This is a genomic window from Amorphoplanes friuliensis DSM 7358, assembly GCF_000494755.1.
Taxonomy (GTDB): Bacteria; Actinomycetota; Actinomycetes; order Mycobacteriales; family Micromonosporaceae; genus Actinoplanes; species Actinoplanes friuliensis.
Window position 1 is genome coordinate 5,362,787 of sequence record NC_022657.1, and the last position, 12,376, is coordinate 5,375,162.

Below are 12,376 nucleotides of genomic sequence, written 5' to 3' on the forward strand. Positions count from 1 at the left end.
AGCGTTCCCGTGAACCCCCGGCGTTGTAAACACGTAACAATGAGCGCGACGGCTTGCGACCGCCGGGGTGTTCCCGACCCCGGCACTTCGCGTGGAGGAAGGACGTTCATGACGGAAAAGGCACAGATCGGCGTAACCGGTCTGGCGGTGATGGGGCGCAACCTGGCCCGGAACTTCGCCCGCCACGGCCACACGGTTGCGCTGCACAACCGCAGCTACGGGCGTACCAAGGAACTTGTCGAGGAGTACGGCCACGAGGGCTCGTTCATCCCGTCGGAGAGCGCCGAGGACTTCGTCGCGAGCCTGGAGCGCCCGCGCCGCGTGGTGATCATGGTCAAGGCCGGCAAGGCCACCGACGCGGTCATCGACGAGTTCGCGCCCCTGCTCGAGAAGGGCGACATGCTCATCGACGCCGGTAACGCGCACTTCGCGGACACCCGGCGCCGTGAGGCCGCGCTCAAGGAGATGGGCCTGCACTTCGTCGGCACCGGTGTGTCCGGCGGCGAGGAGGGTGCCCTGCACGGCCCGAGCATCATGCCCGGCGGCTCGAAGGAGTCCTACGAGTCGCTCGGCCCGCTGCTCGAGGACATCTCGGCGAAGGTCGACGGGGAGCCGTGCTGCGTGCACGTCGGCCCCGACGGCGCCGGGCACTTCGTCAAGATGGTGCACAACGGCATCGAGTACGCCGACATGCAGCTCATCGCCGAGGCGTACGACCTGCTGCGGTCCGTCGGCGGGCACTCGCCGGCCGAGATCGCGGAGATCTTCAAGGGGTGGAACGAGGGCCGGCTCGGCTCGTACCTGATCGAGATCACCGCGGAGGTGCTCAAGCAGACCGACGCCGAGACGGGCAAGCCGTTCGTCGACATCGTCGTCGACCAGGCCGAGCAGAAGGGCACCGGCCGCTGGACGGTCCAGGCCGCCCTCGACCTCGGTGTGCCGGTGTCCGGCATCGCCGAGTCGGTGTTCGCCCGGGCGCTCTCCGGTGACCCCAAGGTCCGTGCCGCGGCGGCGAACCTGCCCGGCCCGTCGGCCACGGCCGGCGCCGGCGGCGACAACCTGCAGGCGGACGTCGAGCAGGCGCTGTTCGCGTCCAAGATCGTCGCGTACGCGCAGGGCTTCCAGCAGATCCAGGCGGCCAGCGCCGAGTACGGCTGGGACATCGACCCGGGCGCGATGGCGAAGATCTGGCGCGACGGCTGCATCATCCGGGCCAAGTTCCTGGACTTCATCAAGCAGGCCTTCGACAAGACGCCGGACCTGCCGTCGCTGCTCGTCGACGACTACTTCCTCGACGCCGTCAGCGGCGCCCAGGAGGCCTGGCGGCGAGTGGTCGCCACGGCTGCTCAGCAGGGCATCCCGGCTCCGGGCTTCGCGTCGGCCCTGGCCTACTACGACGGCCTGCGCGCGAAGCGCCTGCCCGCCGCACTGATCCAGGGGCAGCGCGACTTCTTCGGCGCGCACACGTACCGCCGCGTCGACAAGGACGGTTCGTTCCACACCATGTGGGGCGCGGACCGCAACGAGGTCACCGCGTAGTGCTGCCGGGCCGGCCCACCCCCGCGGTGGGCCGGCCCGTCACGCGGCCGCGACGGTGCGGGCGGTCTGTGTCATGAGGGCGGCCATCTCGTCCGGGGGCAGGGGCTTGGCCAGGTAGTAACCCTGGCCGAGCCGGTAGCCCATCGCGCGGAGCCGGTCCAGCTGGGCGGCCGTCTCGATGCCTTCGGCCACGGCGTACAGGTCGAGGTATTCGGCGAGCTGGGCGACAGCCGCAGCGACCGCGAGCCGACCACGGTCCTCGCCGTCGCAGATGCCGTCGACGAAGGACTTGTCCAGCTTGAGGACGTCCACGGGGAACGCGCGCAGCAGGCTGAGGCTCGACTGCCCGGTGCCGAAGTCGTCCAGGGCCAGCCGGACGCCCAGCTCGTGCAGGGCCTCGAGGGTCTCGCGGACCTGCCGGCCGTCGATGACCGAGGACTCGGTGACCTCGAGGACCAGGTTCGCCGGGATCAGGCCTGTGTCGCTGAGTACCGCGGCCACCTCGTCGACGAAGCCGGCCTCGCGCAGCTGGCGGGCCGCGACGTTCACGTTGATCGAGCGGATCGCGGCGGAGCCGTACTCGGCGTGCCACTTCGCGAGCTGCTCGCAGGCCTCGCGCAGCACCCAGGAGCCCAGGGGCACGATCAGGCCGGAACGCTCCGCGACCGGGATGAAGTCGCCCGGCGGGACGTTGCCGCGGACCGGGTGCTTCCAGCGGACGAGCGCCTCCGCGCCGGACATCGCACCGGTGACGATGTCGAAGACCGGCTGGTACGCGAGGAACAGTTCGTGCCGGATGATCGCGTTGTGCAGTTCGCTGCCGAGGCGGGCGTGGTTGACGACCTCGTTGCGCATCCGGGGCTCGAAGCGGGCCCAGGCGGCCTTGCCGGCGGCCTTCGCCGCGTACATGGCGATGTCGGCGTTGCGCAGCACCTCGTCGCCGCCGTCGCCGGGGCCGGCCAGGGCGACACCGATGCTGGCGTTCGCGAGCAGCTGGTGCTCCCCCACCTTGAACGGCACCGCGAGCGCGGCCAGGATGCGGCCGGCGGCGTCCTCGGCCGGCCCGGCCTCGTCGGTGTCGAGCAGGACGGCGAACTCGTCGCCGCCGAGCCGCGACGGCAGGTGGTTGACCGTGCTGTGGTTGCGCAGCCGCAGCGCGACCTCGTAGAGCAGCTGGTCGCCGATGGCGTGGCCCATCGTGTCGTTGACCATCTTGAAGTCGTCGATGTCGACGAGCAGGACGGCGGCGGGCCGGTGCGCGTCGAGACGCTCGTCGAGCACGGCACCGAAGCGGGCGCGGTTCGCCAGGCCGGTCAGGGGGTCGTGCATCGCCAGGTGCTCGAGCTCGGCCTGCTGGCGGCGGATCCCGACCAGGAGCTTGTCGTTGGCGCGCAGACCGAGCAGCTGGCGGGCGACCACGAAGGCCGCGATCAGCACGGCGCCGATGATCACGACGCGCTGGTGCCAGCCGAGCTGCCGGGCCGAGACCGTGATGACCAGGGCCGCGGTCGCGATCACCGCGACCAGCGGCAGGGCGTTGTAGATGCTGCGGGCCTTCGGCGCCGCGGGTGCGGCGGCCGGGCGGCCCAGGACCACCTGCTGCCGGTACGCGGCCAGCGCCATCGCCGCGCCCACCACGGGTACGCCCAGCACCGAGATGATCAGTCGTCCGGTCTCACCGCCACCGATCAGCAGCACGGTGGTGGCCACGGCGACCAGCGGCGCCACGGCCAGGATGCGCAGGGACACCGAGTCGACGGTGCTGGCCGGGCTCATCGCCGCCCGGCCGATGACCACGAGCGAGATCAGGGCGCCGACACCCACGACGGCGGCTCCGGTCTGGGTGACCGGGGAGATCGACGGGTCGGCCATGTCGAGCACGACGTACCAGTAGATGAGCGCACCGGCCACGGCGACCGTCGCGCCGTCGAGGATCAGCTGGGTCCAGCGCAGTCCGGAGCGGCGCTCGACGGGCAGCTGGAAGAAGGCCAGGACCGACATGACCACGCCGACCAGCGTCGGGACGGCCATGTACGGCGACAGCCCCGGGTCGTTGTTGGCGAAGACGAACGAGCCGACCGAGCCGATCCCGACACAGATCGCCGACTGCGAGAAGAGGCGCCAGAAGCCCCGGATCGGCCGCGCGACGACGATCATCGAGCCGATCCGGCGGCAGGCGACGAACGCCGCGAGCATGGCCACCGGGCCTCCGGCGTACCCGGGCATCACGGAACCGTCCTGACGCACCAGGAGCCACACGACCACCGCCGCCACCGCGAGCAGCGCGGCCGCGACAGGCAGGATGCCGGGCCGGGCACGCTTCTGCGCGCGCCGGCGGCCCACCCGCGTGTTGGCTGCACTCATCGCTGCGCTCGGCTCCCTGGTCTGTCTCAAGTTCTGGCGCAGTACCAGTCGGCCGTGGGGAGTCGAAGCTGAGTATTCCGCCTCCGGGCCGGTGCCCGTGCCCATTCCCTTGGATATAGACACCGTCGGTCGCCGGGCCGATGTGCCGCGTGACGCGCCCCTCTAGGGTCGGTGCGTCATGAAGCGCATCCCGGTCTGGCTCCTGCCGCTCGCCCTCGCCGTCGTGCAGCTCGCGGTCTGGCCCGGCGTGCCTCTGCTCCTCGACGACCGGCTCTCGGGGCTGGCCGTGGCGACCGGCGTCACCCTGACCCTGGTGGTGGCCGGCGCGCTGCTGTGGCGGCGGTCCTCGCCCCTGACCGTGCTGGCGATCGTCGTTGTCGCGATCACCGTGGGCACCTTCGGCGTTCCGCAGGACGCGCTCCTGACGATCTCGCTGGCCGACCTGATCGTGCTGTTCGGTGTAGCGGTGCTGCGCCCGGCCCGGCTCACCTTCGGCGTCACGGCCGGGGTGATCGCCTGGCAGAGCGTCCTGATCGTGGTCGCCACCGCGGACACCGACCCCGAGTACCCGTTCGAGATCGCCATGGTCGTTGTCGTCTACGCCACCGTGGTGGCGTTCGGGCGGGCCCGGCGGCGCTGGCACCGGGAACGCGCCGAGGCGGCTGTCCGGCTGGCCGAGGCGGAGGACCGGCGGGCGCAGGCCGCCGACACCGAGCGGCACCGGCTCGCCCGCGAGCTGCACGACGTCACCGCCCACCACCTGACCTCGATCGTGGTCATCGCTTCGGCGGCTCAGCGCCTCGGTGACACCCGGCCCGACCTGGTCGCCGAGGCGCGGGACTTCGCGGCGCGCACCGGGCGCGAGACCCTCGACGCCCTGCACCGGCTGGTGGCGCTGCTGCGTCTGCCCGACGAGCGCCCCGGACCGGCCGCGCTGCGCCTGGCCGAGCTGGCCGAGGGCTTCCGGCTGCTCGGCCAGCAGGTCACGGTGCGGACGGATCCCGGGGAGCTGCCGTCCCCGGCCACCGAGGCGGCCGTCGGCATCACCCGCGAGGCCCTGACCAACACCCTCCGGTACGCCCCCGGCAGCGCGGTGCGCATCGAGCTGACGGCTGTGCCGGGCGGCACCGAACTGATCGTGGACGACGACGGTGCGCGGGCCGAGGGTGTCGCCGATCTGGGCTCGGGCCGCGGTGTCGCCGGCATGCGCGAGCGCGCCACCGCCCTGGGCGGCACCCTGACGGCCGGTCCGCGCGCCGGCGGCGGCTGGCGGGTCCGGGCGCTGCTGCCGCAGGCGGGCGCCGTCGCCGCTGTCCGCCGCCGGTGGCGTCCCGGCGCCGAGCACGTCATCGACTTCTTCGTGCTGGGGCTGGTGCTGCTCCTGCCGGTCGGCTCGCTCCTGGTCGACGACGATCCCGACGTGGACCAGGCCTCGCTGCCCCTGCTGCTGCTCCTGGTCCTCGCGCACGCGGCACCGCTGGTCTGGCGCCGCCGCCGGCCCTGGGGTGTGCTCGCCGTGGTGGCGGCGACCTCCTGGGCGTGGCCGGCGCTGATCGTGGCCGATCTGGTGGCCCCGTCGCTGGGCTGGGTGATGCTGACCGGCCTCTCGGCCGAGACCGCCGCGGTCTACGCCGTGGCCCGGTACGGCCGCCGCCCCGGCCTGTCCGGGCTGTCGATCCCGGCGGCGCTGGTGCCGATGGCTCTGGCCACGGGGGCGACCCTGGCTCTCGACCCGGGCCCGGACGACGCCGGCGTCCCGCTGGCCGCCGTCATCGTGATCATGGCGATCGTGACCGGCATCCCGTTCGGCCTGACGGTCACCGCGGCGTGGCTGGCGGGTTATCTGGCGCGGCGGCGGCACACCCGCGTTCTGACCCAGGAGTACGACGCGGTGGCCGCCTCCACCTTCCACGCGATCGCCGCCGCAGGCGCCGAGCGCGCACGGGTGGCCGCCGGGCTGCGGGAGGCCGTCCTGCGCGACACCGAGCGGGTCGCGACCGCCGCGGCGGACGGTGATCTGGACCAGGTGCTGGAGTCGGCGCGGGCCGCCCTCGACGCGATGCGGGGCCTGCTCAACGGCCTGCGCGAGGAACCCGACGCGAACCGCGACGCGCAGGGCCGCGACCCGCAACCGACCACCGCAGCCCTGCCCGGACTCGCCGACCGCTGGCGCGGCGGCGGCCGTCAGGTGCACCTCGACATCCGCGGCGCGGGGCGCAAGCTGCCCGCCGACGTCGACCTGTCCGCGTTCCGGGTGCTGGAGTTGCTGCTCGCGGGTGACACCGGGCCGGTGGCCGTGTGGGCCGACCTCACCGGTGACCCGCTGCGCCTCGCCGTACGCCCGATGCCGCCGGACGAGGGCGGCGAGGTGTCCGCGGGGTTGCGTGCCCGGCTGGCCGCGGTCGGTGGTTCGATGGGCACCGCCGCGGACGGTCAGCCGGAGATCCTGTTGCCCGCGCCGCATCCGGACGGGACCCGCCCGGTTGAAGCAACAGCTGACGAGGAGGTGGCGTCATCGCCGTCCGCGTGATGGTCGTCGACGACCAGTTGATGGTGCGTGCGGGGATCGCCGCGATCGTCGGCGCCGAGGAGGGCCTGGAGGTCGTCGGTGAGGCCGCCGACGGGCAGGCCGCCCTCGACCTGGCCGCCCAGGTCCGCCCCGACGTGGTGCTGATGGACATCCGGATGCCGGGCATGGACGGCCTGACCGCCACCGCGCTGCTGACCGCGGCCGCGCCGGCGACCAAGGTGCTGGTCCTGACCACGTTCCACCAGGACCGTTACGTCTACGAGGCGCTCAAGGCCGGCGCCTCCGGCTTTGTGCTCAAGGACGTGCTGCCCGCCGACCTGCTCGCCGCGATCCGGGTGGTCGCCGACGGCGAGGCCATGCTCAGCCCCGCCGTCACCCGCCGGCTCATCGACGCCTTCGCCTCCGGCGGCCTCGCGGGCCCGGCCGAGCCCGGCGAGCGGCTCGCCGGGCTCACCCCGCGGGAACGTCAGGTGCTGGCCAGCATCGCGTCGGGCCGGTCCAACGCCGAGATCGGCGAGGCCCTCGGCATCACGACGGGCACGGTCAAGGTGCACGTCAACGCGCTGCTCGCCAAGCTCGGCGTCCGCGACCGGGTGCAGGCGACGATCGCCGCCTACGACCTCGGTCTGGTGCGACCTAACCCTTGAGGGCGTCGGAGACGACCGCGCGGGCTTCTTCCTGGATCTGGGCCAGGTGGTCGGGGCCCTTGAAGGACTCGGCGTAGATCTTGTAGACGTCCTCGGTGCCGGACGGGCGGGCGGCGAACCAGCCCGACTCGGTCGTCACCTTGAGCCCGCCGATGGGCGCGTTGTTGCCCGGCGCGCTGGTCAGCACGTTCGTGATCGGCTCGCCGTCGAGCTCCTTGGCGCTGACCTGCGACGGTGACAGCTTGGCCAGGATCGCCTTCTCCTCGCGGGTCGCCGGCGCGTCGATCCGGGCGTACGCGGGGTCGCCGAACTTGGCGGTCAGGTCGGCGTAGTGCTCGCTCGGGGTGCGGCCGGTCGTGGCCAGGATCTCCGAGGCGAGCAGGTCGAGCAGGATGCCGTCCTTGTCGGTGCTCCACGGGCTGCCGTCGCGGCGGAGGAACGACGCGCCGGCGCTCTCCTCGCCGCCGAAGCCGATGGAGCCGTCGAGCAGGCCCGGGACGAACCACTTGAAGCCGACCGGGACCTCGTCGAGCTTGCGGCCCAGGTCCGCCGCGACGCGGTCGATCATCGACGACGAGACCAGCGTCTTGCCGATCGCGGCGTCCGACGGCCAGTCGGTGCGTACGCGGTAGAGGTAGGAGATCGCGACGGCCAGGTAGTGGTTGGGGTTCATCAGGCCGCCGTCGGGTGTGACGATGCCGTGCCGGTCGGCGTCCGCGTCGTTGCCGGTGGCCAGCTGGAACTTGTCCTTCTGCGAGATCAGGGACGCCATCGCGTACGGCGAGGAGCAGTCCATGCGGATCTTGCCGTCCCAGTCCAGCGTCATGAAGCCGAACGTCGGGTCGACCTCCGGGTTGACCACGGTCAGGTCGAGGCCGTACCGGGAGCCGATCTCACCCCAGTAGGCGACGCTGGCGCCGCCGAGCGGGTCGGCACCGATGCGGATGCCGGCCGACCGGATCGCCTCCATGTCGATGACCGAGCTGAGGTCGTCGACGTACGTGGCGAGGTAGTCGTACCCGGAGACCAGCGGTGAGGTCCGGGCCCTCGAGGCCGGCACCCGCCGCACCTCCTTGAGCCCGCCGGCGATCAGCGTGTTGGCCCGGTCCTGGATCCACTTGGTGGCGTCGGTGTCCGCGGGGCCGCCGTTCGGCGGGTTGTACTTGAAGCCGCCGTCGTCCGGCGGGTTGTGCGAGGGCGTGACGACAACACCGTCGGCGAGCCCGGAGGTGCGGCCCTTGTTGTAGGTGAGGATCGCGTGCGACAGCGCGGGCGTCGGGGTGTACCCGTCGCGGCTGTCGATCAGCACCGTCACGTCGTTGGCGGCGAAGACCTCGAGAGCAGAGATCATCGCGGGCTCGCTCAGCGCGTGGGTGTCGCGGCCCAGGAACAGCGGCCCGTCGGTGCCCTGCGCCTTGCGGTACTCGACGATGGCCTGGCTGGTGGCGACGATGTGGTCCTCGTTGAAGGCGGACCTCAGGCTGGAACCGCGGTGCCCGGAGGTGCCGAAGGCGACACGCTGCGCGACCACCTCGGGATCGGGGTGCTCGGTGTAATAGCTGAGGACCACCCGGGGCACGTCGATCTTGTCGCGGGAGTCGGCGGGTGTGCCGGCGCGGGGATGCACGGACATCGAAGGGCCTCCTTGAGGGCGTGGACCTGCCCGGGATCGTATCGTCGTGGCGTACCCGGCACAGCGGATCGGTAAGCCGCCGCCCACGGATTGAACCTTTCCGGTTCCGCATCCGAACTACTGACCGTGACAGGGGCTGCAGCGGCCGGGGGGCCGCGGATCGTTCGTGTGCTGATCATGCTGGTGATCGGCCTCGGTGTCCTGCTCGTCCCGGCCGCCCCGGCGTCCGCACACGCGGCCCTGCTGAGCGCGTCACCCGAGCCCGGCAGTGTCGTCGGCGCCGCGCCGGCCGAGATCACCCTGCGCTTCACCGAGGGCATCACGCCGGTGGCCGAGCGGACGCAGGTGCTCGCCCCGGACGGCAAGCGGATCACCGCCGAGGTCACCACGAACGGCCCCACGATGCGCATCCAGGTCCGGCGGGCCGACCAGCCGCTCGGCACCTACCTGGTCAGCTACCGGATCATCTCCGCGGACAGCCATCCGGTCGGCGGCGCGATGACCTTCTCGGTCGGCGCGCCCTCGGCCCGCCCGCCGGAGAGCGACCCCGACAAGATCCACGGATCGGTCGCCGCCGCGGTCCCCATCATCAAGTTCCTCGGGTACGCCGGACTCACGCTGATCATCGGCCCGGCCCTGCTCCTGGCGCTGCTGTGGCCCCGCCGCGTCTCCCGCCGAGGGCCGGTCCTGCTGGTCCGCGCGGGCCTGATCGGCACCGCCGCGGCGACCCTGGCCGCCCTCTGGACGCAGGCGCCGAACACCAGCGGCGCACCCCTGTGGGACGTGTCGGTCATGGAGCTCGCCGACGTGCTGGCCAGCCCGTACGGCCTGGCGCTGCTCGGCCGGCTCGTCGTGCTGGCCGCGGTTGCCGTCCTGATCCCGCCGCTCCTGCGCGGCACCGCGGAGAAATGGCGGGGACTCGCGCTCGTCGGCCTGGGCACGGCCGGCCTGACGACCTGGCCGCTGACGGGGCACGCCGCCGAGTCGCCGCTCCGGGGCGCGATCGTGGCCGCCGACGTGGTGCACATGGCCGCGATGGCGGTCTGGCTCGGCGGGCTCGTCACGCTGAGCATCTTCCTGCTGCGCCGCACCCACCCGCGCGTGCTCGGTGTGATCCTGCCCGCCTGGTCGCGCTGGGCCGCACTGGCCGTCGTCTGGCTCGTCGGCGCCGGCCTGGTGCAGGCCGTGGTCCAGGTCGGCTCGGTCGGCGCGCTCTGGGGCACGGCGTACGGCCGCCTGGTGCTGGCCAAGGTGGTCATCCTGGCGGCGGTGCTGGCCGTGGCGGCGTTCGCCCGGCGCTTCGTGCGGCGGTCGCAGGTCACCACCGACGGTCCGGGACGGCTGCGCCGCACGGTCGGGATCGAGGTGGCCGCCACCGTGGTCATCCTGGGACTGAGCTCGGTGCTGGTGCAGGTGACGCCCGGGCGTACAGCCCGGACGGACCAGGCTGCGACCACCGGGCGCGGCGTCTCCCAGACGCTGACCTCGGACCTCTACACGCTGCAGTTCTCGGTCTATCCCGTCGAGCTCGGCGAGAACAACACCGTGCACGGCTTCGTCTACTCGCCCGAAGGCAAGCCGATCGTCGCCGAGGAGGTGACGGTCACCAACAGGCTGACCGACCAGGACCTCGAGCCGGTGTCGGGACCGATGCTGCCGCTCGCCCCGCGCAACGACGCGGTCGGCTCGCTCACCTTCCCGCTGCCCGGCACCTACGAGCTGACCTTCACCGTACGGGTGAGCGAGATCGACCAGGCGACGGTCAAGACGACGATCAAGGTGCCGCAGGTTCCGTCGTCGCCCTGAGTGGGCAGAGAGAGGTCTCCCTTTGCCCGAGGAGGCCGCCGCCGTGCACGTGTCCGTGATCGGGAACCCCGACGACAGCGTGGTCATCACCATCCGCGGCGACCTGGACCTGGACTCGGCCACGGTGCTCGGCACCACCCTCGACCAGGTTCTCGACCGCCCGTCCCCGCGGATCGTCGTCGACCTGTCCGGTGTCGCGTTCTGCGACTCCACCGGGCTGAGCTCGTTCGTCCTCGGCCACAACCGCGCGCGGGCCGCCGGCGGGTGGCTCCGGCTCGCCGCGCCCGGCGAGTGGCTGCTGGGACTGCTCGCCACGGTCGGGCTCACACCCCGCCTGGCGATCTACCCCAGCGTGGCCGACGCGCTCGCGACCGACCGGGACTTGTAACCTCGCGACGTGCTCATCCTGCTGCCGCCGTCCGAGGGAAAGACCGCACCCGCCGCCGGGGAACCGGCCGATCCCGCGGACCTCTGGCTCCCCCGGCTGGCGCCCGCCCGGCGCCGGGTCCTCGCCAAACTCACCTCGGTCACCAAGCGGACCAGCGCCCGTGGTGTCGCGGACTCGCTGGCGATCCTCGGGCTCAGCGCGGGACAGCAGGGTGAGATCGCGCGCAACGCCGCACTGCTCACGGCACCGGCGGCTCCCGCGGCCGAGGTCTACACCGGGGTGCTCTACGAGGCGCTCGGCCCGGCCGGGCTGGCTCCGGGGGCGCGGGCCTGGGTGGACGAGCGGGCCGTCGTCTTCTCGGGACTGTGGGGTGTGCTGCGGCTGACCGACCGGATCCCGGCGTACCGGTGCTCGGTGGGTGTCACGCTGCCCGTGATCGGTGGGCTCACGGCGTACTGGAAGAAGGCCCTGACCCCGGTCCTGGACCGGGCGGCCGCCGACGGCCCGGTGCTCGATCTGCGCTCGGGCGCGTACGCGGCGATGTGGACGCCCTCGGGCGGACTGGCCGGGCGCACCGCGGCCCTGCGGGTCCTGCACGAGCGGATCGTCGGCGGTGAGCCGCGGCGCTCGGTGGTGAGTCACTTCAACAAGGCGACCAAGGGACGCCTGGTGCGGTCGCTGGCCGAGGCCGGCGCGGCACCTGCCTCGGTGGACGACCTCCTGGACGTGCTGAGGGACCTGAAATACACCGTCGAGGAGCGGCCCGTCGCGGCGGGCCGCCCCCGTCAGGTGGACGTCATCGTGCGGGAGCTCTGAGCAGCCCTACTGAGCGGCCAGGACGTCGACGACGAAGCGCAGGTCGCCGCTCGGGCGGCCACCCTGGGCCTGCTCGCCGTAGGCCATCGCGGCGGGGATGTCGAGCTGGACCCGGCTGCCGACCGGCACACCGACCAGGCCCTTGTCCCAGCCCTCGATGAGCTGACCGGCGCCGACCGGGAACTGCACCGGCTGGCCGGTCTTCCAGGACGAGTCGAACTCCTTGCCGTCCTTGTAGGTGACGCCCACGTAGTTGGCGGTGATGGTCTGGCCGGCCTGGACCTTCGGGCCCTTGCCCGCCACCACCGGAGTGACCAGCAGTTCCTTGACCGCGCCCTTGCCGGCCTTGATGACCGGGGGCTTCTGCAGCGCCGGGTCGACCTGCGCCGGCGCGGCGGGTGCGGGCTGGCTCGGGGCGGGCTCGGCGGGCGCTTCGGCCGGGGGCTGAGCGGGCGCACTGGCCGCGGGCGCCGCCGCCGGTGTGGTCTCGTCGTCGTCCGAAACCTGGATGCCGATATAGACGGCGACCAGTACGGCGATCACGGCCACGCCCGCGAAGGCGCCGGTCAGGGCCTGACCCCGGCGGCTGGTACCGGTCTTGTCCTGGACGCTCATCTGATCTGGACTCTCCTGTCGTAACGGGCTCACGGAAG

Annotated in this window: 9 protein-coding genes; 6 read left to right on the forward strand and 3 right to left on the reverse strand. The window is 72.6% G+C overall.

The genetic code is table 11. From position 1 onward, the window contains the following. Positions 1-108: 108 nt before the first annotated feature. On the forward strand, positions 109-1,539 hold the full coding sequence (gene gnd, locus AFR_RS24965; RefSeq protein ID WP_023363820.1) for an NADP-dependent phosphogluconate dehydrogenase: 1,431 nt from the start codon (positions 109-111) through the stop codon (positions 1,537-1,539). Between the two features lie 39 nt (positions 1,540-1,578). On the opposite strand, the gene AFR_RS24970 is transcribed toward gnd, so the two are convergent. Then, positions 1,579-3,903: a putative bifunctional diguanylate cyclase/phosphodiesterase gene (locus AFR_RS24970; protein WP_041841103.1), complete on the reverse strand. Its 2,325-nt coding sequence runs from the start codon at positions 3,901-3,903 to the stop codon at positions 1,579-1,581. Between the two features lie 178 nt (positions 3,904-4,081). On the opposite strand from AFR_RS24970, the gene AFR_RS24975 reads away from it, so the two are divergent. Then, positions 4,082-6,433 (forward strand): histidine kinase, encoded by a 2,352-nt coding sequence (locus AFR_RS24975; protein ID WP_023363822.1) that lies wholly within the window; start codon positions 4,082-4,084, stop codon positions 6,431-6,433. Continuing rightward, a complete protein-coding gene (locus tag AFR_RS24980) occupies positions 6,433-7,080 on the forward strand; it encodes a response regulator (RefSeq protein WP_202963949.1) in 648 nt (215 codons plus the stop codon). Before AFR_RS24975 ends, AFR_RS24980 begins: the two co-directional genes overlap by 1 nt. Here AFR_RS24980 and pgm read toward each other — a convergent pair. Continuing rightward, positions 7,070-8,713, reverse strand: a complete 1,644-nt coding sequence (gene pgm / locus AFR_RS24985; RefSeq protein ID WP_023363824.1) for a phosphoglucomutase (alpha-D-glucose-1,6-bisphosphate-dependent) — start codon at positions 8,711-8,713, stop codon at positions 7,070-7,072. The two genes, AFR_RS24980 and pgm, sit on opposite strands and share 11 nt — an antisense overlap. A gap of 177 nt (positions 8,714-8,890) precedes the next feature. Here pgm and AFR_RS24990 point away from each other — a divergent pair, with 177 nt between their 5' ends. Genes AFR_RS24990 through yaaA form a run of 3 tightly spaced genes read left to right on the forward strand, consistent with a single transcriptional unit; the run spans position 8,891 to position 11,723 of the window. Continuing rightward, positions 8,891-10,519: a copper resistance CopC/CopD family protein gene (locus tag AFR_RS24990; protein ID WP_052359810.1), complete on the forward strand. Its 1,629-nt coding sequence runs from the start codon at positions 8,891-8,893 to the stop codon at positions 10,517-10,519. Between the two features lie 22 nt (positions 10,520-10,541). Further along, the gene (locus AFR_RS24995) at positions 10,542-10,907 is read left to right on the forward strand and encodes an STAS domain-containing protein (RefSeq protein WP_023363826.1); all 366 of its coding nucleotides are present in this window, start codon (positions 10,542-10,544) and stop codon (positions 10,905-10,907) included. 9 nt (positions 10,908-10,916) lie between these two features. Further along, the gene (gene yaaA, locus AFR_RS25000) at positions 10,917-11,723 is read left to right on the forward strand and encodes a peroxide stress protein YaaA (RefSeq protein ID WP_023363827.1); all 807 of its coding nucleotides are present in this window, start codon (positions 10,917-10,919) and stop codon (positions 11,721-11,723) included. A 6-nt stretch (positions 11,724-11,729) separates the two neighbouring features. On the opposite strand, the gene AFR_RS25005 is transcribed toward yaaA, so the two are convergent. Continuing rightward, positions 11,730-12,338, reverse strand: a complete 609-nt coding sequence (locus AFR_RS25005) for an FKBP-type peptidyl-prolyl cis-trans isomerase (protein ID WP_023363828.1) — start codon at positions 12,336-12,338, stop codon at positions 11,730-11,732. Positions 12,339-12,376 lie beyond the last annotated feature (38 nt).

Bases quoted from the DNA above. Each gene is read 5' to 3' on its own strand.
- gnd (WP_023363820.1), top strand. From the start codon at position 109: ATGACGGAAAAGGCACAGATCGGCGTAACCGGTCTGGCGGTGATGGGG.
- AFR_RS24970 (WP_041841103.1), bottom strand. From the start codon at position 3,903: ATGAGTGCAGCCAACACGCGGGTGGGCCGCCGGCGCGCGCAGAAGCGT.
- AFR_RS24975 (WP_023363822.1), top strand. From the start codon at position 4,082: ATGAAGCGCATCCCGGTCTGGCTCCTGCCGCTCGCCCTCGCCGTCGTG.
- AFR_RS24980 (WP_202963949.1), top strand. From the start codon at position 6,433: ATGGTCGTCGACGACCAGTTGATGGTGCGTGCGGGGATCGCCGCGATC.
- pgm (WP_023363824.1), bottom strand. From the start codon at position 8,713: ATGTCCGTGCATCCCCGCGCCGGCACACCCGCCGACTCCCGCGACAAG.
- AFR_RS24990 (WP_052359810.1), top strand. From the start codon at position 8,891: ATGCTGGTGATCGGCCTCGGTGTCCTGCTCGTCCCGGCCGCCCCGGCG.
- AFR_RS25005 (WP_023363828.1), bottom strand. From the start codon at position 12,338: ATGAGCGTCCAGGACAAGACCGGTACCAGCCGCCGGGGTCAGGCCCTG.